The organism is Bacillus infantis (assembly GCF_008180445.1).
GTDB lineage: Bacteria > Bacillota > Bacilli > Bacillales > Cytobacillaceae > Bacillus_AB > Bacillus_AB infantis_B.
Genome location: NZ_VTER01000007.1, coordinates 227,555 through 249,322 on the forward strand (window position 1 = coordinate 227,555; position 21,768 = coordinate 249,322).

Genomic DNA, 21,768 nt, shown 5'->3' on the forward strand with positions numbered 1-21,768 from the left:
GATCAACATTTTGTGAATAAATACTCCATAAAAATGCACATGATTGTTGTCATATAGGTTGAACGATTCTTCTAAAAGGTGCCATGCTTGGTGCCATATTTAAAAAAATTTAAGATCACAGGAAAATACAAGATGACAAGGAAGCTTGATATGTCGGCATTCTCAGTAACCAGAGGACACTATAAAAACAGGTGCCAGCAAACTTCAAAACCGCTCGTGACCTGCGTGCCAGGTCAGCTGGGTTGATTCCCAGGCGGTCCCGCCAAATATACATAGTAGCGCCGTACAGTGGTATAACTGTGCGGTTTTTTTTATTGGTTGTTGCTTTAGTGTGTGTGGGGTATGGCAAAGATAAAATTAAATAGTTAGTTCCTTTTATGTCCTCAAAGATTAATGTAAGATGATTAGATAAGATAATTTCGACATACTCCATTTCACCCAATATCTTTTTATGAGGTCTCCAAACTTCAAGCATCATTTCTTTCAAGCTGATCACTCCATCTTACTGCAGATGCAAGAGAAAGGGGATTAGGTTCCCGCACATCTCCTTGGTAATTGTATAAAGCCGTGGATCACTCAGATTTTTTGCAGTGGTATGATACCTTACCTGGTCCAGGAAGTAAGGAGTACCCACATGTTCAGCACCATATGTTTGCTACGTCAGAAATTATTTACGAGATTTTAAGTGAGTATGAACCTAAAATAGAGATTAGCTAGGGGACCTGCTCCTGTGTCGCAAGAAAAATTCTTCTCCCACCATGTCCAATTCCTATCTAAATCCATATATAAGAGATGAACAAACATATAGGAGTGATTATGAATGCAGATCAAAGGGTGGACTCAGTTCAAAAGTCTGGTTCGGTGGAGTGTTGTGTATCATCATGTGGTGGTCTTGTGGTTATACATGCTGCTGAGGAGTGATGGGATGTTGAAGGAGGGAGTGGCTTGCGGAGGGATTATGCTGAATACTAAGCAGTTTATCCGTTCTATTCCATTATTACGGGAAGACCTGTGGTTTTTTTACATGAAGAAGATGAATGTTTATATTCATGCAAGGATTCAGCTTTCGATAAAGCTGCGGAAAAAGCTCGGTCTGTTTACGGCGGAGCTTTTTCCGCATGGTTTTTTATTTACGTCCCCTGGTGTGGAGGAGTCTTTATATATGGTCGAAAGCAGGCTGAAACGGAAAAGGCAAGTACAGGCGGGTTACAGTCTAAAAACAGACAGAATCCTCTTTTTCTGACTGCATGTGAATCGGTCATGAAGGACTCGTGAATCGAACCTGAATACACAATAGAGAAAAGAAATAAAGAAAGAATAGAAAGAATAAAAACAACAACAACAACAGCATCTCTGAAGAAGTCCTGAGAGCAAAAAGCGCTGCTGTTGCTGACCATTTCATGGGTGATGAGAGGCAAAGACTTTTACCTGACACAATGGAATTTACAGCAATTGAACGTAATTTGTAAGCCGCTATATTCGACTAAGCAGCTGACGGCATTTATGGACCAGCAGAGACGGAACAGAGCGAGATACGTCCCGGTGCATCATTTTCCTTTTACAAATAAGTTGTGCTCAATCTTGATGTAAATGATGTGTCCTTTACTGATACAATCAAAAAAATAAACCCGCCTATGCTGAAGGCGAGTTCACTTTCTCGATGATAGGCTCTGAACGATCTTGCGATTGCATTTGCTGCAGTCTCAACCTCCACCATCCGATTGAAACCGCAATAATGGAACATGCGCACGTAATTGTGAGTACAGTAGCTCCTTCAAGTTTTAATAAAAGAACTCCTCCCAATAAAACACCAATTGGCTGAGCTACAGTTGCTCCTGAAGATAATACCCCCATTGCGCTTCCTAAAATGTTAACTGGTATAGCTTCCTGCAGAGTTGTTTGAAAAATGATCGTTATTGGTGCAGCGAGCAATCCAAATAGGCCGAAAGCTATTAAACTGAATACGATTGAATCTAAGAAATAGCTGCCCATGATGGCCGCTAATGCTGATCCAATGTATAAAAATATCGAGGTATTAAAATTTATGTGTTTAAATTTGTAGGTTAAAGCTGCCCCTATTAAGGTGCCAGCGCCAATGGCAGTGAAGCACATTCCTAGAGCAGCTGAGCCATTAATTTTCAGATCAGAAAATAGAGTTGGCAAAAGAACATCCATGATCATAACAAATGACATATTCGTAAATACAGCTGAAGAAATAGCAATGAAAATCCATTTTTGTTCTTTCAGATCTCTGACAGTTATCTTAAAGGCAGTCATCACACTATTATTTTGATTAGAGGTGTGAGGAATCTTTACTTTAACTAACAGAACGATATAGCAAAGGACAGAAAGAAATGACAGGATAACAGCCACAATCATGGATAAGGTAAAACCGCCTGTCAGAAGAAGTATCCCGGCCGTGCTGGTTCCTAATAAATTGGACACTTGTGTGACAACCGTTATCACACTATTAACGGACTTTAATTCTCCAGGATTGCATAATATCGGTACCAGAGTTCTTTCTAGGGGAGGGAGAACAGCGGATGAGATCCCTATAAATATGACGACTCCAGCATATATCCAATAATTAGCTCCGGATGGATCAATCTTTAACCATCCCACCACCAGCAAAAGCAAAAGAGAAAAAAGATGCCAGGTGCTTGACCACAGTCCTAAAGGTATTTTTTTCATACGGTCAATGGCAATTCCGCTTAAAGTAGTTAATAAAATGCCCGGTATGTAACGGAAAGCCATAAGTGATCCAAATACCAAAGGAGAATTTGTTATATTAGTGAAATACCAAGCTAGTGTTAAGAAAACAATGCTCGATTGCAAGGACTGAGTCCCTAAAGCAATTACTATTATGCTAACTCTCTTATTCATACGCTTTTACACCTTGTTTCATCAAGCTCCAGCCGAACGCTGAGTTGGATAATTCATTGAACTTGTGCTGCTCTCCCAAATACAATCACCAGCCTTATTGGAAATTTCCATTATTGAGTAGAATTGTTATTTTCCACCTTAGCAATCTTACTTTAAATTTACTACTTTTGGTATGGGGAAAATGATTAAGTAGTTAATTCCTTCCCTATGAAACGTTATAATCTAAACAACAAGTGATTTACAAATGGAATAGTTCTTAACTGATGTTAAGCTCGCACAAAGTATAAATAGCCCTGATCATTGGAGTGCAAGGCACGCAGACTCCAGCGGGAAAATAGCGGCAATGCTGAGACCCCGCAGCGCGCAGCGGGAGGAGGCTCAGCGTCGCCCCGCGGAAAGCGAAGTGCCTGGAACGGAAATGAACAGCCCCATATTACCGCCACACTTCTCAGTTGATCTTACATATAGAAACTTACCAAGAAACATGCACTAGAAAAAAATCACATCATATATAGGATATATCCCGTTGTTGCTTGAGGAGGATATTATGAAACCTATATTACCCAGTGAAAAATATTTCGGTAATTTAGAATTGGTGTATGCATTTTATGGGCCTATGCCTACAGGTGTTACGGTTTCAGAAAATGGCCGTATTTTCGTTTGCTTTCCGAAATGGGGAGACGATGTTGAATTTACGGTGGCTGAAATTGTTGGGGACCAATTGCAGCCTTATCCTAATTTACAAACCAATTTGGTTAACCCCGGGAATGTCACAATGACTTTCATCAGTGTCCAAAGTGTAGTTGCGGATGGTTTGGGCACACTTTGGGTACTGGATACAGGAGCACCTAATTTTTCTGTACCCATTAAAGGCGGGGCAAAATTAGTGGCTGTTGATTTAAAAACCAATACGATTAGAAGGGTATATACCTTTACAGATGATGTTGTCCTGCCAACGACTTATCTGAATGATGTACGATTTGATTTTCGTGTTGGAAAAGCAGGTTATGCCTATATAACGGATTCTTCATCAAGAGGGCCAGGAGCTATTATCGTCGTAGATTTAGCAAATGGAAACGCTTTTAGACGGTTAAATGGAGCCCATTCAACTTCGCCTGATCCCTATTTTATACCGAAAGTAGAAGGCCAAATCTTAATGAACCGAAACAAAGACGGTTCAACTTCTCCATTTAGATTGGCGTCTGACAGTCTTGCGATTTCTCCCGATGGAAAGATAGTATATTTTGCTCCGTTAACCAGCCGTCACTTGTTCTCGATCTCAACAGAAGCGCTTAGAGAAAGAACGATACCGGACACGGATTTACCTTATCATGTGGAATATTTGGGTGAAAAAGGGGCATCTGATGGAATGATTACCGATGCAAAAGGAATCGTTTATGCCGGGGACTATGAAAATAACAGTATCCGTAAGATATTTCCGAATGGAGCAATCGAAACCATTGCACATGATCCAAGAATATTATGGCCGGATACTTTTTCAATTGGCCCTGATGGATACTTATATGTCATTGTAAACCAATTGCATCGGCAGGCCAGATTTCACTATGGAAGAGATTTACGGGAAAAACCTTATAGTTTACTTCGTATGTATATTGGGGAATTACCTGCTCCAGCCTTTTAATCATGATGGTCTACTTCTTTCACAGGCAGCAGGTCATTTAGTTGCTAATCAGCATTATCAGGAATACAGGAACCATTATTTTAGACCTGTATCAACTAAGGTGGAGTGGCGAAACCGTCGGAAAAACCTGTTATTTGCAGGTTTTTTTGTGGTCTTTTTTAAGATAGATGATTTTTCTGAACTCCTTCGAAACAAATCTTTTGCTTTGCACAGAACAGATAGGTAATATATGAATATCGCGAATTGCCGATTTGGCGTGATGCTTTCAGATCATCTATCCAGCTTCCATTGGGATAGTGATAATCGACATAGAAAGAGGCAAATGACATTGAAGCAGGAATTGGAACGCTTAAATGATGAACAAGCCGTTGAAATTTTTAAGGCATTGTCGAACCAGACGAGGGTGAGCATTCTTCAAATGTTAAAAGACCCCGAGAGTCATTTTTTACCGCAAGCCCATATTATTGCTGATGAAGGATTTAAAGGCGGAGTTTGCGTAGGGGATATCCGAAGCAAGGCCGGGATCTCGCAATCCACAACTTCACAGTATTTATCGATTCTGCTGCAAAGCGGACTGGTTGAAATGAAGCGAATTGGACAATGGACATATTATCGCCGTAATGAGGAGACAATTAAAAAGTTCGAAAAATACATTGGTACAAAAATTTAAGGAGAATTAAAGTGAGTTTATTACAGCATCGTGCATTCAACAGATTGTACCAGCAGGACAAAATGACGCTTGGTTTCTCGATTCCGACGGCAAAGATGTCGAAATATCCGATTATGGAAAATCAGCTGCCGCTTGCCCGCAAAATTGAAGACCATGGATTTGCAGCATTGTGGCTTCGGGACGTTACGATTCAGAATTTGAATATTGATGATAATGGGCAAATGTATGATATATGGATTTATTTGACCTATCTTGCGGCCCATACCAGGAATATTGCACTTGGGACGGCGAGTGTGGTCCTCCCGCTGCGCCATCCTGTCCGGGTGGCAAAGGAAGCATCATCTATTGACCGGCTGTTTCCCGAACGCCTGATCATGGGAGTGGCTTCAGGAGACCGGGATAAAGATTTCACAGCTTTGGGAATCTCCAAGCTCGAAAGTGGAGGGCTGTTTAAAAAAAATTATGCATTCCTTGAACGGCTGTTAAAGGAGGAGAATCCGACAATCAGCAGCGATTCAGGCATGATCGATGGAACCGATATGAGAATGTTTCCCAAACCTTTTTCAGCGATTCCGACCATGGTGACAGGATTCACAAATCAATCGATTGAATGGATCGCACAGAATGGGGACGGCTGGATCCAGTACCCGAGGAATATCCCGCAGCAAACTCAATTGATTAAAGATTATCGCGAGTTGTCGGAAATTCACGCCCCAGGAGTGTTTAAGCCTTTCACCCAGACTTTATTTATCGACTTATCGGAAAATCCCGATTCGTCTCCTGTTCCGATTCCGTTAGGATTTCGTACAGGGCGCAAACATTTATTAGAAATTCTATATCAATTCCAATCGATTGGTGTCAATCTCCTGGCATTTGTATTGTATTTTTCAAAGCGCCCTCCCGAGGAAGTCATCCAGGAGCTTGGAGAGTTTGTGCTGCCTTACTTTCCGACTCATGAAATTCCAGTAAAAGATTAGTTTTTAAAAATATTAAATAAGGAAAGAAGATGATCTTATGTCTAAACATGCAAATAAACTAAACGAAATTCCATTCTCTGTGCTTGATCTTTCGCCGATAACAGCCGGAAGTACTCCTGCTGACTCTTTCCGCCATACATTGGAACTCGCACAGCTTGCTGAGAAACTTGGCTACAACCGTTTTTGGCTGGCAGAACACCATAATATGCCGTTTATAGCCAGCTCCGCCACTTCTGTTGTGATGTCCCATGTGGCAGCCGGTACATCAAAAATCAGGATTGGTTCAGGTGGAATCATGCTTCCGAATCATGCCCCGCTGGTAATTGCTGAGCAGTTTGGCACTCTTGAATCATTATACCCGGGGCGAATTGACCTTGGTCTGGGACGGGCACCTGGTACAGATCAGGGGACCGCTCGCGCATTGAGACGCGACTTGAGAAGCACAGGAGATGACTTTCCTGAGCAATTAGCGGAACTCCGAGGTTACTTTGATCCATCCCTGGCACAAGGGAACCCTATAAAAGCTATTCCGGGTGAAGGTTTGAATATTCCAATCTGGCTGCTGGGTTCAAGCGGCTTCAGTGCGCAGCTGGCCGGAGAACTGGGTTTGCCATTCGCGTTTGCCGCCCATTTTTCGCCGCTTAACACTCTGGGTGCACTGCAGATCTATCGCAAAGCGTTTAAGCCTTCGAATGTTCTCGATAAGCCGTATGCGATAGTGGCATTGAATATCATTACAGCAGAAACCGATAAAGAGGCAAAGCGCCTTTTTACCACCATACAGCAGCAATTTTTGAATCTGATGAGCGGCAGTCTTATCCCGCTTCAACCACCGGTAGATGACATATCCGAAGTGGCCGGCAGCTACCAGTTAAAGGCACTCGAGCAGCAATTAGGCTCATCGATTGTCGGCAGCAGGGAGACGGTAAAGGAAAAGCTGCATACATTTTTGGAAGAGAGCCAGGCAGATGAAATCATGACCATTGCCCAAGTGTACGATCACAAAGCCCGCCTGCGATCATACGAGCTTCTGGCAGAAATCACACATAGCGAAAGGTAAAACGGAGGACATCAGGCTGCTAAAGTGATGAAACAAATGCAGGAAAATGAATAGGCCGAGGGGATTATAGTTCGTGTCTTGGTTTTAGATCACGAATTCCTCCAAAGGAGATCACTTCATAAAAACATGTGACAGAGCGAAGTAAAAGGTTTTATACAGCAGTAACATATACTAATAACAGTAGATTACTTGTATTTATTTTATTAAATGAGAATAATACCAACGATGCTTTTTCCACTATAAGGGGGCTTATTATAATGAGCAAAAAAATCGCAACATTAATCACTGACTTATTTGAAGATGTAGAATTCACAGAACCGGCACAAGCATTTAAAGATGCTGGTCATCAAGTGATCACAATCGACATACAAGGTGGAAAAGATATCACTGGTAAAAAAGGTGAAACAGTAAAAATAGATAAAGGAATCGGGGAAGTTAATCCCCAGGACTTTGATGCTTTACTCATCCCTGGCGGCTTCTCACCAGATTTACTGCGTGAGGACGACCGTTTTGGTGAATTTGCAAAAGCATTTATACAAGAAGGCAAACCTGTTTTCGCCATTTGCCATGGCCCGCAAGTATTAATTGATACAGACCTATTGAAAGGCGTCGACATAACAGGTTTTAAATCAATAAGGAATGATCTCAAAAATGCAGGTGCTAACTACAAAGATGAAGAAGTTGTGGTAAGCAATAATATTGTAACAAGCCGTTTCCCGGATGACATTCCCGCCTTCAATCGTGAATCCTTAAAATTATTAGCTGAATAAGAGCGTAATTACTCAATGGTATCTTTTTAGAAATTATATTTCACAGTGTATTTCAATACTAAAAGGTTTTAATAAGAAAAGGGGTTTTACTATGTCATTAAAAGGAAAACGAGTAGTTATTTTAGGAGGTACTTCTGGCATTGGTTTGGCAACTGCCAAAGCGTTTCTCGATCAATCTGCTCAAGTGATCATTGCCAGCCGTTCTGTTTCCAAATTAAATGAAGCAAAGCAAGCTCTTGGCGGCAATGTAGAGGGCATTGAAATCGATTTTCGAAGCGAAGAAAAAGCAGCAGAATTTTTCAGTACGGTTGGAAAATTTGACCACCTAGTGGTAACTGCAGGAGAAGGCGCAATGGGGCACTTTAGCGAATTGCCTGTGGCAAGTGCTAAAGAGGCGTTTGATAGCAAGTTCTGGGGGCAATATATTACCGTCCGTTCAGCCCTTCCCTATTTAAACAATGAAAGCTCCATCACCTTAACCTCTGGTGTATATGGCGTACGTCCTCCTCAAGGAGCTACTACACTAGCGGCAATCAATTCAGCCATTGAAGGATTGGTTCGGGGACTTTCCGTAGACCTGGCCCCTATTAGAGTAAACGTGGTTTCACCTGGAATTGTAGACACTCCACTGTATGCCGGAATGCCGGATGATCAGAGGCAAGCACTGTTCAGCGACATCGCCAAGCAGCTCCCAGTTGGACGGATTGCAAAGCCGGACGACATAGCTGAAACTTATGTATACCTTGCTAAAAATGGCTTTACTACTGGTACAGCTGTTCTTATTGATGGGGGAGCCCGCTTAGTATAATGGCCGGGATGGATATTGGGCGGAAGCTATTCGCCCTTTGATGGAGCGATTCTAACTAAGCAGAAATAGGGTAAGAATTAAGTGATTAACAGGCGGCAATACTTGATAAGAGTATGGCCGCCTGTTATTAGGTTCAAAATAAGATACAAAAGGAAGTGATTTTTAATGAGTATACAGGATGAAAATAAATTGGCAAAAATAAAAAATCCCCTTGAAAGTCGTGTCGTTACATTGCCTGATGGAACTTCTCTGCCAAGAATAGGACAAGGAACCTGGTACATGGGGGAAAATCCTCAAATGCGGGAAAGGGAAATCAAAGCTTTGCAGCTCGGAATAGAATTGGGCATGAAACTAATAGATACGGCGGAAATGTATGGTGATGGCGATTCTGAACGCTTAGTAGGTGAAGCAATTAAAGGACGCAGAGATGACGTCTTTTTAGTATCAAAGGTGTATCCTCATCATGCAGGATCAGATTTGATTGCCAAAGCGTGTGAAGACAGTCTAAAAAGGCTCGGAACCAATCATCTAGATCTGTACCTTTTACACTGGCGGGGACGTGTGCCATTAGCAGAAACCATTGGAGGAATGGAAAAGCTGAAGAAGGAGGGGAAAATAGTAAGGTGGGGAGTCTCCAACTTTGATACCGATGATATGAAAGAGCTATGGAACACCACTGATGGAAAGAATTGTATGACTAATCAAGTTTTATATCATCTTGGTTCAAGGGGTATAGAGTATGATCTCTTACCATGGCAGCGGGAACATCACATGCCTATTATGGCATATAGCCCGCTGGCTCAAGGAGGTTCCTTGAGAAAGCAACTTTTAACGGATCCAGCCGTTTTACAGGTTGCGGAAAAATACGCTGTCCAGCCATTACAAATCGCTCTCGCCTGGACAATCCGATCTAACAATTGTCTGGCTATTCCAAAAGCTGTTCAAGAAGATCATGTCCTGGCAAATGCGGAAGCTGCCAGCATTGCATTTACAAAAGAGGACTTAAATAGACTTGATAAAGTATTTCCGCAGCCGACTGGAAAAATGCCTTTGGACATTTTATAGAAATTTTAGGGATAGATAAGAGACTAGGGAAAGAATGTTACCACGTGAATCAATCCTGTTTTTTATCCTAGTCTAATTATTTGCAGTTGACTTTCTTAACTGTAAAAATTATAGTTACAGTACGGTTGCTGTTGTAGTACTTTGCCTTTGTTATCTGCAGTGCTTATTAATATAGTACTTCTTTCTGTGTTAAAAGCAATTGCTTAACGGCTTAGAAGGCTGCTAACGACGTTGTCGAACTGAATGACCACGAGGAATAATCAGTCTAACGGTGGCCAATCTTCACTTTATTATAAATGTAATAAAATAAATTACAGTTACTTCGCGGTCCAGCCGATAAATATAGAGAGGTGAATAAAGAATGACTGCAAATAAAGATTTAATTTTAAAAGCAGGGGATTGGGTAAAGGGAAAGTCAATCGATGGGGAGCTGCTAATGGGTTATATAGAATCTCTTGCTGCCCAGGGCGGGGCTCTGAAAGTAACAGCCGTTACATCTGATAATGAGATGGCTGTTGGGAAAACTATTCTAATGCAGAGCAAAGATGTGAAGAAATTGCCGGAAACGAAAATATCAAACAAAGAGCAAATTCGTTTTCTGATTGATTTGGCGCTTTCTACAGGGGATGAGGAATGGTTTATTGAATTATCTTCTCAGATAAACTCCATGAGGCAGCTTGTTGATTCCATTAGATAACGCAAAAGAAGAAATAACGTTCCGGCTGAATGAGTGCCTGTTAGTTCCAATGTTCTGGGAGCGGCAGGTATTTTTTTTGCCAGACTGCCCATCACCCATAACTGATTGATGGGTGATTCAACTGTTGGGCGGTAATCAAATGGACAAACGGCTTATTATTAATTTTTTTTCGGCCATCTTGCCTGCCGGTAAAGCATGCGGTCAGATGATAATGTCAGTCACTTTGATCAATAAGGCAAAGGATAAAATGGGAGAGCTAAATGATGTGTGAGAGGCCGGTGGTTAGTCACCCCTCCAGCTCTATTGTTTCATTAAACTCCGGAAAAAATATAAAGACATTCTATATGAATGCCTTTATATTAACAGTCTATATTTGATTTTTCACCAATATCCTTAACAACATCCTCGAGCAGCACGTTACCCAATACTTTCTCCATTGCTAACTGTGCAGCTGAAAATATCGGCTCAATTGTGTTTTGGATGTGCCTTCCCACCGGACAGTCGGGGTTAGGATTATCGTGCATTCCAAACAACTCATGATCTTGTACGACATTAACAGCCTTGTATACGTCCAGAAGTGTAATTTCAGACATTTTCCTGGCAAGCTTGGCTCCTGCGATTCCTGGGTGCACTTCGACCAATCCTGCTTTCTTTAACATCCCCATAAGTTTCCTGATTACTGCGGGGTTCGTGTTAACGCTTGAGGCCAGAAAATCGGAAGAGCTAATCCCGTCCTTATTAAACTCAATCAACGACAATATATGAATTCCTACAGAAAATCTACTGCTGATGGACATAAAGCATCCCTTCCGTTTGTAATTAATTCGATTACAGGTTTATTATACCTTAAAATCATGAAGAATAACAAAGGACAAACGTCTTTTTGTTGACTTGCCACTAACTTGTAATTATACTGATTACAGGTAATTGTTTTAGTTACAACTTTGAATATGAATCTGGGAGGGACTTTTTTATGAAAATATTAGTTACAGGCGCCACTGGAAAACTTGGATCAAAAATCGTTGATACTTTATTAAAAACTGTTCCAGCTGAGCAAGTGGCTGTCAGTGTCCGTAACCCTGAAAAAGCTGCAGGATTAGAAGCTCGCGGAGTAGACGTCCGTAAGGGGGATTTTGACAGCCCGGAAACATTGGATACAGCTTTTGCCGGCATTGACCGCTTGTTAATCATTTCTGCTGATGGGGACAATGAAACAAGAATCCGCCAGCATAAAAACGCGGTCGCTGCTGCGGAGCGCGCAGGTGTTAAATTCATTGCTTATACAAGTATAGCCAATGCTCCAGAAAGCACTAATCTTATGGCTCCGCCTCATGTTGCCACTGAAGCAGCCATCAAGAAAACAGGAATCCCTTATTCATTTCTCCGCAATAACTGGTACCTCGAGAATGAAATTCCAACCATTCAGGCTGTTTTGGCTGGGGCACCATGGATTACATCCGCAGGTAATGGCAGAGTAGGCTGGGCAACGCAGCAGGATTATGCAGAAGCTGCTGCTGCAGTCCTCTCTGGTAATGGTCACGAAAACACAATCTACGAATTGTCAGGGAAGTTATTGACCCAGGAAGAACTTGTATCCGAACTGGGCAATGTCCTGGGTAAAGATGTCAAAGTGCAGCAGGTGGATGACACAGCCTATGCTGCTATCATGAAAGATGCAGGTCTCCCTGAGTTCATCATCCCGCTACTGGTCGGCATTCAGGAAAGCATCCGCAGCGGCTCTCTGGAAGTTGAAAGCAATGATTTCGAAAAGGTTCTGGGACGTCCAGCCACACCGGTCAAAGAGGCATTAACTGAAATGGTTAATAGAATCTCCCAGACAAGATAAAAAAAAAACCGGCTATTCTTAAATAGAAATGGCCGGTTTTTATGTTGATCGTTTTTTTACAAGCGGGGAGGCTACTTCTTAATATACAATATGATGACATCAGGCAAATGTTTTCTTAAATACTTGGCCACACATTGATGTATATCATGACGGTCCATTTGGAAAAACCCTGTTCTTCAAATAGTTCCGGCATTCCCAGTCTCTCTGAACGTTTTCCAAAAGAACCATCGCCTGTCGAAATGTTCCCGGGAATTTCTTATAATGTCGGCAGGTTCAATGCAGTATCGATATTCTTTAAGTCCAAACTGATCTGTTCGTTCGTATCATAAGCATGATACCAGCCTTTTGCTGCCATATAAGTGGATATTTGTTCATGCATATCAAGAGCTTCCACTAAATGGCGGGTGAGTATTTCCTTAATTTCCGGTGTTCCTGACTCCGTAACTGCCATGGCATAATTTCTGACTCCACTCTTGGCTGCAATCAGTAAATCCATTGCAACCACTTGATCTGATAGTGCATTCATGCCAGTAAAATTTTCAATGATTGGATTCATTTTCATCCACCTCCTAATTTACTGCTTAGCATTCGAAAGGATAGAAGCATATTCTTGTAATTGTCTCGTAGATACATCAATGTCCTGCAGCATAATATCTTTTAATTGAGGGTCTGTAACCAACGCTTTCATCGTTTTGGACTTAGTTAGGCAATTGGTCTTAAATGCAGCCATCTCATGGACTTCAAGAACTTCATGCAAAGCGTAGTTCATTATTAAATCCTCCTCCCTTAAGGTTTCAGCACGACTTTAATACATTCATCCATTTTTGTATCAAATATCTCATAGCCATGTTTTGCTTCACTAAGAGGAAGGACATGACTTACTACATCGCTTGGGTCAATCTTGCCAGTCGATACCAATTCAAACATGTATGGCATATAGTGGATGACAGGGGCCTGTCCGGAGCGGATATTGATATTTCGCTGCATAATATCTCCTAAAGGGAAACCGTTATATCTGCCGCCGTAAACGCCCGTAACTTGAATTGTCCCGCCTTTACGCACAGCTTGTGAAGCCATGATAAACGCACTTAATGCTCCCCCTTGAAGCTTCATTCCGCTCGCAAGGAACTCCATATCAGTCATTTTACCGTCCATGCCAACTGCATCAATGACAACATCAGCGCCGCCTTTTGTCATTTCTTTCAAATGCATGCCCACATTTTCAAATTGTTCAAAATTAACAATTTCGACTTTGTTGGTACGTTTGGCATGCTGCAAACGATAGTCGACATAATCTACCGCAATGACACGCTTTGCACCTTTTAACCAGCAGAATTTTTGAGCAAAAAGACCAACCGGGCCGCAGCCAAATACGATAACTGTATCTCCACTTTTTACGCCTGCATTGTCAACGCTCCAAAAACCAGTAGTCATCGCATCGGCAATAACGGATAACTTTTCATCTGGTTCTTCACATGTCTCAGGAATTTTGAAATGAGTAAAGTTGGCAAACGGCACTCTTAAATACTCGGCTTGCCCGCCTGGATAGCCGCCGGTCGTACCAGAATATCCGAAATACGCACCCATATCACCATTATCATTAGAATTATCACATTGGCTTTCCAAATGGTTTTTACAATACATACATTCCCCGCAGGCAATGTTAAAAGGAATAATAACACGATCCCCTTTTTTTACTTTTGTCACATTTGGTCCAACCTCTTCAACAATCCCCATCGGTTCATGACCGATAATATAATCTTCCTGCATATTTGGAATCATTCCATGAATTAAATGCAGATCAGATCCGCATATCGCAGTACTCGTTACTTTAATAATCATATCATCCGGTTTTTCAATTTTTGGATCTGGAACTTCTTTGACTACAACATTTTTAATGCCCTGATACGTTACTGCCTTCATGTTATACAGCCTCCAGTGTTAGTGTTCATCAGGTGTCCGGTCAAACATACCTTTTCTATTTGTTTCAACAGGGAACAGATTCATTTTGCCAATCATCAATGTATTGTTGGCAGAGAGTTGATCCAGTTTATACTGTTCACTTAGTTCGTATGGGTGGAACCATTTTTTGCTAACCATCAGGTCTGTAATTTCCTGATGCATGGTAATACCTTGCATTAATTGGCTTCGTAAGAGTGCTCTCACATCAGGTGATGCCGACTCTGTTAATGCGACAGCAATATTACGCACACCTTCTTTAGCACGAAGGAGGAAATCCATGGCAAATGTGGTATCAGCCAGCTCAGGTACATGTAATGAGTTTATAGGGTCTAAATAGTCATTATTCAATGAAGTTGCCTCCTTTTCAATTTACTATTGGTGTAGGCCGGTTTTGTGGAACAGGAGCTTCAAAAGGCGCACGCTGATAAATCGCCTGTAATTCTCCAAGCGATTGGATAGATTGTTCAACATCTTTTTTCATTAATTCTCTCAAATCCTGATCAAATACCAGACCTTGCATTAGTTTTGATTTCGCTAAGCAAAGGGTTTTAAAGTTAATAACTTCATGCAGATCCAATGACTCATGATCGGCTAATTTTTGAACGTCCATTCTGGTGACCTCCTTATTGACTTGTACAAAGATATAGTTTCAAAATTCACAACAAATTATTCCGATTTTTTTCAGGAAATTAATCCGGCACATGCAGGAGTAAAAAAGAGGATTTAAGGAGAAAAAAAGTGCGCAGTAAAGGAACGGCGGTTTATTAGAATAAACAAAAAAGCGAGGGGCAATGGTCAATTTAGTATCTTTATTTAAAAATTCCTTATGCAAAATATATTAAATTTTTCTTTGGTTTTCATATGTAGTGAACTAAAAAGGCTGTTTACAGTAAAGAAAAAAATAGCTATTGAAAAAAGCCTGTATCCATGAATCTATGTGAAAATACAGGCATTTTCTTTCGAATCGCTATGACGTCCCGGAGTAAAATTAGATAACAGGGTAGTTGAAACCATACTCGGGGTTAGTGTAATAAGGCGGTCTCCAACCTATTTCCGGCATTGGCCAGGAATGATTGATATAATCCATCCTTACTTTTTGATCTGAATGGTTGACCAGCAATAGTTTTACTTTAGGACTAAACTCAAAATTCAAAGGACTGCCTCCTTAACATTTTTTCTTACGTTTTACCTTATTCATGCTAAATGGATATGGAGCAAGTACAACTTGCCTAAAACGGGTCAGGAACATACCCCTGAGCCGATAGGAGGGGATTTACTTTATTGGGAAACAGGCACTCCGGCCGGACGCCAAACATAGGTTAAACATAAAGTTTTTAATACCAGGAGGTTTCCCATGACTCAAGAAAATCAGAATCGCGAAATGCCGCAAGTGGATCAAATGCAAGATATCGATATCGCAGATCAAATGGCTATGATGGATCAAATGCCGGAAATGAACCAGTCGCAAATGTATCAACCTCAAATGTACCAGATGCAGCAAGCCAATCAGATGCCGCAGTACCCGATGTCTCCAATGCAGCAAGCCAATCAGATGCCACAGTATGTTATGCCGCAAATGGGCCAGCATGCTGGTAATGGGAAAGGGCAATATCAATACGGAGATATGATGGGACAATATCAACACGGCAACATGATGGGCCTGAAGGAGCAAAAGAAGCTGCGGCAGATCCAACAGCTGCAGCAAGCATTTGATGCAAACAAAGTGGAACACCCATACCCGATGTATCCTAACTATGGAAAAATCATTCAATATGAGGAAATCCCATTAAATTTACCTGAACAACGCCAGCTTTCCCATCCTGGTGTGGAAGGATTAATGGTGCCCCGGCCGATCATTGAAAATCCCAATTATAAAGGAAGCGGAAAATTAAAGGGGAAGGTTGCGCTCATTACAGGCGGTGACAGCGGTATTGGGGCTGCGGCAGCGATTGCGTTTGCAAAGGAAGGCGCGGACGTAGCCATTGCTTATTTAAATGAACATGAGGATGCCAACCGGACAAGAATGAGAGTTGAACAACTCGGCCAGCGCTGTTTATTAATGCCTGGCGACTTGCGGGATAAACGGCAATGTGTGGCCATTGTAGAACAAACTGTAAGGACATTCGGCCGCCTGGATATACTCTGTAACCATGTGGGGATCCAGTTCCAGCAGAAGAGCTTGACGGACATTACGGACCAGCAATTTGATGACACCTTTAAGGTAAATATCTATTCTCACTTCTATACAACAAGAGCAGCGCTTCCATATATGAAACCGGGAAGCTCGATCATCGGAACCTCATCTGTAGTGACTTATGTTGGCGAAAAACAAATGATTGATTACACTGCCACAAAAGGCGCCATCGTCGGCTTCACCCGGGCACTGGCCAAAAACGTAGTGAAAAAGGGAATCCGCGTCAATGCAGTAGCGCCCGGACGGATCTGGACGCCGCTTATCGCTGCGAGCTTTTCGTCAGACCAAGTGGCGGTATACGGAGCCTTTAATCCTATGCAGCGCGTGGCCCATCCATTTGAATTAGCTCCAACATATGTATATTTGGCATCCGATGACTCACGCTTTGTCACCGGCCAAGTACTGCACGTGGACGGCGGAGAATCTACTCATTCATAAAAGGAAGCAGTATTTCCGAAATCTAGATAAAGCGCAGCCGATTTCCGATTATTGCGGGGGAAGTCGGTTTTTTTATGGCTATAGCTCCATGCTTAGTGCCATATTTCAAAATACAAGATGTATCAATCTGCTGAGTCCTTTGAAGTCCAAGACGCCTTAATGAAAGAAATCTATGAGCTGCGTTCTGAGTTTGACAGCATGAGTCAGATAGATCCGTCAGACGATTGATAAAACGGATGAGATTTATAAGAAAGAAAAGGATTTTTTCAATGAAGTGGACCAGCCTACAAGGTTCTGATCACAAAACTTCAAGAGGCCCTTACAGCGTCTAAATTCCGCTCTCAGCTGGAGGGTAAGTGGGGAAACAGTTATTCTTATTGGCGGACAGTCAATTAAGGACGGGTACTCCTGATGTCCTGAAGGAAATTCAGGAAGAAAACAAAAAATAGGTGCCTGACCCCACATTTACATAACCCGTGTTAAACACACACAAAGTTTAAAAAACCCTGTTAATTGGAGTGCAAGGCACGAAGATTCCTGTGGAAAAGCAGCGGCAATACTTAGACCCCGCAGCGCGCAGCGGGAGGAGGCTCAGCGTCGCCCCGTGGAAAGCAAAGTGCCTGGAACGGAAATTAACAGCCTCATAATGCCGCCGCCCTTGTAAATTTTCATAAATCTCAGTTGAAAAGAAAGAAGGATTTTTATAAATAGAAAAAGAATATAAACATGTTCATCTAAAATGAGGGGGGAATGAAATGTGGAAAGAATTTGTCAATTCCTTTTCTAAGGAATATCATTTTAAAGACCCTGCAACAAAGTTTGAGATTGCTCAAATTCAAAAAGAATTAAATGTTGAATTACCAGAAGAATTAACTGCCTTGTTTAATGAAACAAATGGTGTGTTTGACGACTGGAATAGTCCTTTGGTTTGGCCAGCTTCCCAAATGATTAAGGACAATCTATTTTATAGAAATTTTGAGGATTATAGAGATATTTATATGCCATTTGATCATCTTTTCTTTTTTTCAGACGCAGGTAATGGCGATTTATTTTGTTATGCAATATTAAAAAATGGAACCATTGAAAAAACCGATATTTATGTGTGGAATCACGAGGATGATAGTCGAACTTGGGTTGCAGCTTCATTAAAACACTTTGTTGAAGGATGGATTACTGGTGAGATCGCTGTCTAGTTGGTTCGAAAGATAGAGTTTGTGAAGAACTACACTAAAGTAACGGGTGCTGTTGTTCAAAACGAGCCGCCAATCCTAGGCGGTTTGGTAATCTATTTATTAAAAAAAGCATCAGCCACTCCAAGAAAAGCAGCTCTTTGATTATTTTTTTGATAGGAAGAACGATGAAAGCCTAATAGAATATGAGTTTAATGTTTTTCTTAAATAAAAATAAGGCTTGAGGAGTTCCCCAAGTCCCTAGGTTGATCATTATTTCCCATTATTCTTACCTATAGGCATTGAAGTTAGCATTTGTTATCGGAGTAAAAGCCTGCCCCCACAATGATAAGTAAAATAAACAGAACTACAATTAAGAAAAAATCGTTACGATTGCTAGGGCAGCTGTAGCTATATGCAGGATATGGAGCTCCGCAATCATATGCTGGGGATGTATAGGCAGGCATTGGAGCGGCATTTGGAGCAACATTTGGAGGAACATTTGCACTAAGAGTCGGCGGGGCGTTTAGATTTGAATACATTTATCATACCTCCCTCGAGTAATGAATTTCTCTATATAGTACTCTCGAAGGTGAGTTTGGAGCCCGTCTATAAAAAAATGGGCGAATGTCCGGGTTATTTGATATGACCGGCTATTAGATTGAATAATAGAGATAGTGTACATATGAAATGGAGCTTTTGTTATGATGCACGATTGGACGCTGTGGTTTGTATGCTGCGCTGTTCCTCTGCCAGCCTGCCGCTCTTAATAAATACTTGAAAGAAGGCCTGGTCACCAATTTTGTTATATATGCTGATTGCTGACTGTCCGGTTTTCTCGTCTCATTAAGGAGCCGAATCATTTCTTCTGATGTTCTTATATTAAATCCGTGTCCAAACAGCCTGCCATCCTCAAGGAGCACAGCATTAACACCCCTGAAATGCGGTGTTTTTCGATCAAAGTCAGGATTATTTACGTACAGGACGTCTCCAGGTATAAAATGATCAGAGTAAAAGGTGATGATGCCCAGGTCTGTATCTGTATGCCAGCTGTAAAGATATAGATCCTGAAATAATGAATTAAACCTTTCGCTGCCGATACTATTCAATATGGCATAGTAATAGATGATTGGAATAGCTGTCGCACATTCGAATGCATAAAAGGAACCGTTGCGATAAATATCTATAATTGCTTCAGCCGGCCGCACATCAGGCCTCAAAAGGAACCCGCCGGCTCTTGTTAATTGCCAGTACCTGGGATTGCAGCGGGCATATTCAAAGCTTGTAAACACAGCCTGACTTTTATCCATTTCTTTCGCACTTTGAATGATGTTCCTGCGCACTGTAAGCTCAAAAAGTAATTCATACTCGGAATTATAAGAAAACAAAACTGGTGCAGACTGCATCTGCTGCATAATCGTTTTCTCAACACTTCCAAGCTGTCCACTTCCTTGATTTTGAAAAGGTACCCCTGATATCTGGATCATACAATCCCCCAATTCCTATTTCGCTTTTCTTTGCGCTCATATCTATCGTATTCTCTTATTTATGAATCATGTTAAAAAGAGCCAAGGGGTCAGGTCCCTTGGCTCAACAAACAAATCCGCTAAGGTTAATGATGTTCAGATTAGGGAGTCTGAGAAAAAGGTACAGCTGGTTTGCTTATACTAAGGAACTTAAGCTCAGAGAAGGTTATAATGAGGAAATAATTAAAAAGCAATGGAAAAGTACCCGTTTCACCTGAAGATGGCTCAAATGCAGCTTCCTATTATATTTCGAAAAGCGAAATTTTTTTCCAAAACTAAAAGGATTTTGTCTCATTCTGCCGAAATATGTATGTATGATATTTTTACTACATAAGGAGGATCTTTGATGAATTTTAATGACTACCCATACACAAGACCTAATATGGAAGAGGTAGAAGGAAATTTTAATCAATTATTAGAGAAGTTCCAATCTGCGGAGTCCTTTGAAGTCCAGGACGCCGTAATGAAAGAAATCAATGAGCTGCGTTCTGAGTTTGACAGCATGAGGCAGATTGTGCAGATCCGTCAGACGATTGATACGACAGATGAGTTTTATAAGAAAGAAAAAGATTTTTTCAATGATGTGGGACCAGCCTACAAGGGTCTAATCACAAAATTTTATGAGGCCCTTACAGCTTCTAAATTCCGCTCTCAGCTGGAGGATAAGTGGGGGAAACAGTTATTCCTATTGGCGGACAGCCAGTTAAAGACTTTTTCTCCTGATGTGCTGAAGGAAATGCAGGAAGAAAACAAGCTGGTTAGTGAGTATGTGGATCTGCTTGCTTCGGCTAAGATCCCATTTGATGGGCAGGTAAAAAATCTCGCTCAGTTAGTTCCTTATCACCAGTCACCTGACCGCAGCGTGAGGAAGGAATCCAATGAAGCGAAGTACAGCTTTTTTGTTGAGCATGCCGATCAATTGGATGATTTATACGACAAGCTTGTAAAAGTGCGTACCAGTATTGCCAAGAAGCTGGGATTCTCTTCTTTTACAGAGTTAGCTTATGCCAGGCTTTCACGAACGGATTATGATGCTGAAATGGTAGCAAAGTTCCGTGACCAGGTGAAAGAGTATATCGTTCCATTAGCCTCCAAACTCAAACAAAGGCAGCAGGAACGTATTGGCGTCGATACATTCAGGTATTACGATGACAGCTTCAGCTTCAAGACAGGAAATCCTGATCCAAAGGGAGATGCAGAGTGGATTGTCGATCAGGCGAAGAAAATGTACGAGGAAATGTCCCCGGAAACGAATGAGTTTTACACTTATATGGTGGAAAACAACCTGATGGACCTGTTAAGCAAAGCAGGTAAAGCTGGCGGCGGATACTGCACCTATATCAGCCAGCATAAGTCACCATATATTTTCGCAAACTTTAACGGAACAAAAGGCGATGTTCGTGTATTAAAGCATGAAGTGGGGCATGCCTTCCAGGTATTTGAAAGCCGTGGATTCGAAGTGCCAGAGTACGGGTTCCCTACGCTGGAAGCATGTGAAATCCACTCCATGAGCATGGAATTCTTCGCCTGGCCATGGATGGACCTCTTCTTCGGGGAAGATACGGATAAATACAAGTTCTCTCATTTAAGTGAAGCGGTTCTGTTTATTCCTTATGGTGTAGCAGTCGATGAATTCCAGCATTTTGTCTATGCTAACCCGGAAGCAACTCCAGCCCAGCGAAAGCACGCTTGGAGAGATATCGAGAAGAAGTACCTGCCGCATCGCGATTATGAAGGAAATGATTTCTTGGAAAATGGCGGCTTCTGGCAGCAGCAGGGACATATTTACAAAGTTCCTTTCTATTATATTGATTACACACTGGCCCAAATCTGCGCGCTGCAATTCTGGAAGCGTACGCAGGAAAATACCGAAGAAGCCTGGAAGGATTACCTGCACTTATGCAAGCAGGGCGGAAGCCAGTCATTCACAGGACTCGTCAAAGAAGCAAACTTGATTTCTCCGTTTGAAGATGGGTGTGTGAAGTCGGTGATTGGTGAGATTGAGGCTTATTTGGATACGGTTGAAGATAAGGCACTTTAAAAAAGTACTAATTTGGGGAT

The 21,768-nt window shown here is 41.6% G+C and carries 23 protein-coding genes; 13 read left to right on the forward strand and 10 right to left on the reverse strand.

Annotation, left to right across the window (positions count from 1 at the left end; all coding sequences use genetic code 11):
- Positions 1 to 115 precede the first annotated feature (115 nt).
- On the reverse strand, positions 116 to 487 hold the full coding sequence (locus FZD51_RS15180; protein WP_148975550.1) for a hypothetical protein: 372 nt from the start codon (positions 485 to 487) through the stop codon (positions 116 to 118).
- A 438-nt stretch (positions 488 to 925) separates the two neighbouring features.
- On the opposite strand from FZD51_RS15180, the gene FZD51_RS15185 reads away from it, so the two are divergent.
- Positions 926 to 1,243: a hypothetical protein gene (locus FZD51_RS15185; protein WP_148975551.1), complete on the forward strand. Its 318-nt coding sequence runs from the start codon at positions 926 to 928 to the stop codon at positions 1,241 to 1,243.
- A gap of 389 nt (positions 1,244 to 1,632) precedes the next feature.
- On the opposite strand, the gene FZD51_RS15190 is transcribed toward FZD51_RS15185, so the two are convergent.
- Entirely contained in the window at positions 1,633 to 2,883 is a 1,251-nt protein-coding gene (locus FZD51_RS15190) for an MFS transporter (protein ID WP_148975552.1), read from the reverse strand.
- Positions 2,884 to 3,430: 547 nt separating this feature from the next.
- Here FZD51_RS15190 and FZD51_RS15195 point away from each other — a divergent pair.
- The 8 genes from FZD51_RS15195 (at position 3,431) to FZD51_RS15230 (ending at position 10,572) form a co-directional block, all read left to right on the forward strand.
- Complete coding sequence (locus FZD51_RS15195; RefSeq protein WP_148975553.1) at positions 3,431 to 4,525, forward strand: L-dopachrome tautomerase-related protein; 1,095 nt, start codon at positions 3,431 to 3,433, stop codon at positions 4,523 to 4,525.
- Between the two features lie 322 nt (positions 4,526 to 4,847).
- Entirely contained in the window at positions 4,848 to 5,195 is a 348-nt protein-coding gene (locus FZD51_RS15200) for an ArsR/SmtB family transcription factor (RefSeq protein WP_148975554.1), read from the forward strand.
- 11 nt (positions 5,196 to 5,206) lie between these two features.
- Positions 5,207 to 6,172 (forward strand): TIGR03571 family LLM class oxidoreductase, encoded by a 966-nt coding sequence (locus FZD51_RS15205; protein ID WP_148975555.1) that lies wholly within the window; start codon positions 5,207 to 5,209, stop codon positions 6,170 to 6,172.
- A 37-nt stretch (positions 6,173 to 6,209) separates the two neighbouring features.
- Positions 6,210 to 7,232, forward strand: a complete 1,023-nt coding sequence (locus FZD51_RS15210) for an LLM class flavin-dependent oxidoreductase (RefSeq protein ID WP_148975556.1) — start codon at positions 6,210 to 6,212, stop codon at positions 7,230 to 7,232.
- A gap of 257 nt (positions 7,233 to 7,489) precedes the next feature.
- Complete coding sequence (locus FZD51_RS15215) at positions 7,490 to 8,002, forward strand: type 1 glutamine amidotransferase domain-containing protein (RefSeq protein ID WP_148975557.1); 513 nt, start codon at positions 7,490 to 7,492, stop codon at positions 8,000 to 8,002.
- Positions 8,003 to 8,093: 91 nt separating this feature from the next.
- A complete protein-coding gene (locus FZD51_RS15220; RefSeq protein WP_148975558.1) occupies positions 8,094 to 8,810 on the forward strand; it encodes an SDR family oxidoreductase in 717 nt (238 codons plus the stop codon).
- Positions 8,811 to 8,975: 165 nt separating this feature from the next.
- The gene (locus FZD51_RS15225) at positions 8,976 to 9,875 is read left to right on the forward strand and encodes an aldo/keto reductase (protein ID WP_148975559.1); all 900 of its coding nucleotides are present in this window, start codon (positions 8,976 to 8,978) and stop codon (positions 9,873 to 9,875) included.
- Positions 9,876 to 10,236: 361 nt separating this feature from the next.
- Positions 10,237 to 10,572, forward strand: a complete 336-nt coding sequence (locus FZD51_RS15230) for an IDEAL domain-containing protein (RefSeq protein ID WP_148975560.1) — start codon at positions 10,237 to 10,239, stop codon at positions 10,570 to 10,572.
- Between the two features lie 359 nt (positions 10,573 to 10,931).
- Here FZD51_RS15230 and FZD51_RS15235 read toward each other — a convergent pair whose 3' ends face one another.
- Entirely contained in the window at positions 10,932 to 11,369 is a 438-nt protein-coding gene (locus tag FZD51_RS15235; RefSeq protein WP_148975561.1) for an Rrf2 family transcriptional regulator, read from the reverse strand.
- Between the two features lie 176 nt (positions 11,370 to 11,545).
- Here FZD51_RS15235 and FZD51_RS15240 point away from each other — a divergent pair, with 176 nt between their 5' ends.
- Positions 11,546 to 12,418, forward strand: a complete 873-nt coding sequence (locus FZD51_RS15240; protein WP_148975562.1) for an SDR family oxidoreductase — start codon at positions 11,546 to 11,548, stop codon at positions 12,416 to 12,418.
- Between the two features lie 256 nt (positions 12,419 to 12,674).
- On the opposite strand, the gene FZD51_RS15245 is transcribed toward FZD51_RS15240, so the two are convergent.
- Genes FZD51_RS15245 through FZD51_RS15265 form a run of 5 tightly spaced genes read right to left on the reverse strand, consistent with a single transcriptional unit; the run spans position 12,675 to position 14,990 of the window.
- Positions 12,675 to 12,974: a spore coat protein gene (locus FZD51_RS15245; RefSeq protein ID WP_148975563.1), complete on the reverse strand. Its 300-nt coding sequence runs from the start codon at positions 12,972 to 12,974 to the stop codon at positions 12,675 to 12,677.
- Between the two features lie 18 nt (positions 12,975 to 12,992).
- Complete coding sequence (locus tag FZD51_RS15250; protein WP_094767372.1) at positions 12,993 to 13,187, reverse strand: hypothetical protein; 195 nt, start codon at positions 13,185 to 13,187, stop codon at positions 12,993 to 12,995.
- Between the two features lie 17 nt (positions 13,188 to 13,204).
- A complete protein-coding gene (locus FZD51_RS15255) occupies positions 13,205 to 14,341 on the reverse strand; it encodes a zinc-dependent alcohol dehydrogenase (RefSeq protein ID WP_148975564.1) in 1,137 nt (378 codons plus the stop codon).
- Positions 14,342 to 14,359: 18 nt separating this feature from the next.
- Positions 14,360 to 14,728 carry a spore coat protein gene (locus FZD51_RS15260; RefSeq protein ID WP_148975565.1) on the reverse strand — a complete coding sequence of 123 codons (369 nt, stop codon included), beginning with the start codon at positions 14,726 to 14,728 and terminating at the stop codon, positions 14,360 to 14,362.
- A gap of 16 nt (positions 14,729 to 14,744) precedes the next feature.
- Positions 14,745 to 14,990 carry a spore gernimation protein GerQ gene (locus FZD51_RS15265; RefSeq protein ID WP_094767369.1) on the reverse strand — a complete coding sequence of 82 codons (246 nt, stop codon included), beginning with the start codon at positions 14,988 to 14,990 and terminating at the stop codon, positions 14,745 to 14,747.
- Between the two features lie 1,044 nt (positions 14,991 to 16,034).
- On the opposite strand from FZD51_RS15265, the gene FZD51_RS15270 reads away from it, so the two are divergent.
- Complete coding sequence (locus FZD51_RS15270) at positions 16,035 to 17,012, forward strand: SDR family oxidoreductase (RefSeq protein ID WP_148975772.1); 978 nt, start codon at positions 16,035 to 16,037, stop codon at positions 17,010 to 17,012.
- Positions 17,013 to 17,767: 755 nt separating this feature from the next.
- Positions 17,768 to 18,205 (forward strand): SMI1/KNR4 family protein, encoded by a 438-nt coding sequence (locus FZD51_RS15275; RefSeq protein ID WP_148975566.1) that lies wholly within the window; start codon positions 17,768 to 17,770, stop codon positions 18,203 to 18,205.
- 284 nt (positions 18,206 to 18,489) lie between these two features.
- On the opposite strand, the gene FZD51_RS15280 is transcribed toward FZD51_RS15275, so the two are convergent.
- The gene (locus tag FZD51_RS15280) at positions 18,490 to 18,648 is read right to left on the reverse strand and encodes a YjcZ family sporulation protein (RefSeq protein WP_148975773.1); all 159 of its coding nucleotides are present in this window, start codon (positions 18,646 to 18,648) and stop codon (positions 18,490 to 18,492) included.
- A 189-nt stretch (positions 18,649 to 18,837) separates the two neighbouring features.
- Positions 18,838 to 19,668, reverse strand: a complete 831-nt coding sequence (locus tag FZD51_RS15285) for a protein-glutamine gamma-glutamyltransferase (protein ID WP_148975567.1) — start codon at positions 19,666 to 19,668, stop codon at positions 18,838 to 18,840.
- Positions 19,669 to 20,053: 385 nt separating this feature from the next.
- Here FZD51_RS15285 and FZD51_RS15290 point away from each other — a divergent pair, with 385 nt between their 5' ends.
- A complete protein-coding gene (locus tag FZD51_RS15290) occupies positions 20,054 to 21,748 on the forward strand; it encodes a M3 family oligoendopeptidase (protein WP_148975568.1) in 1,695 nt (564 codons plus the stop codon).
- Positions 21,749 to 21,768: the final 20 nt, after the last annotated feature.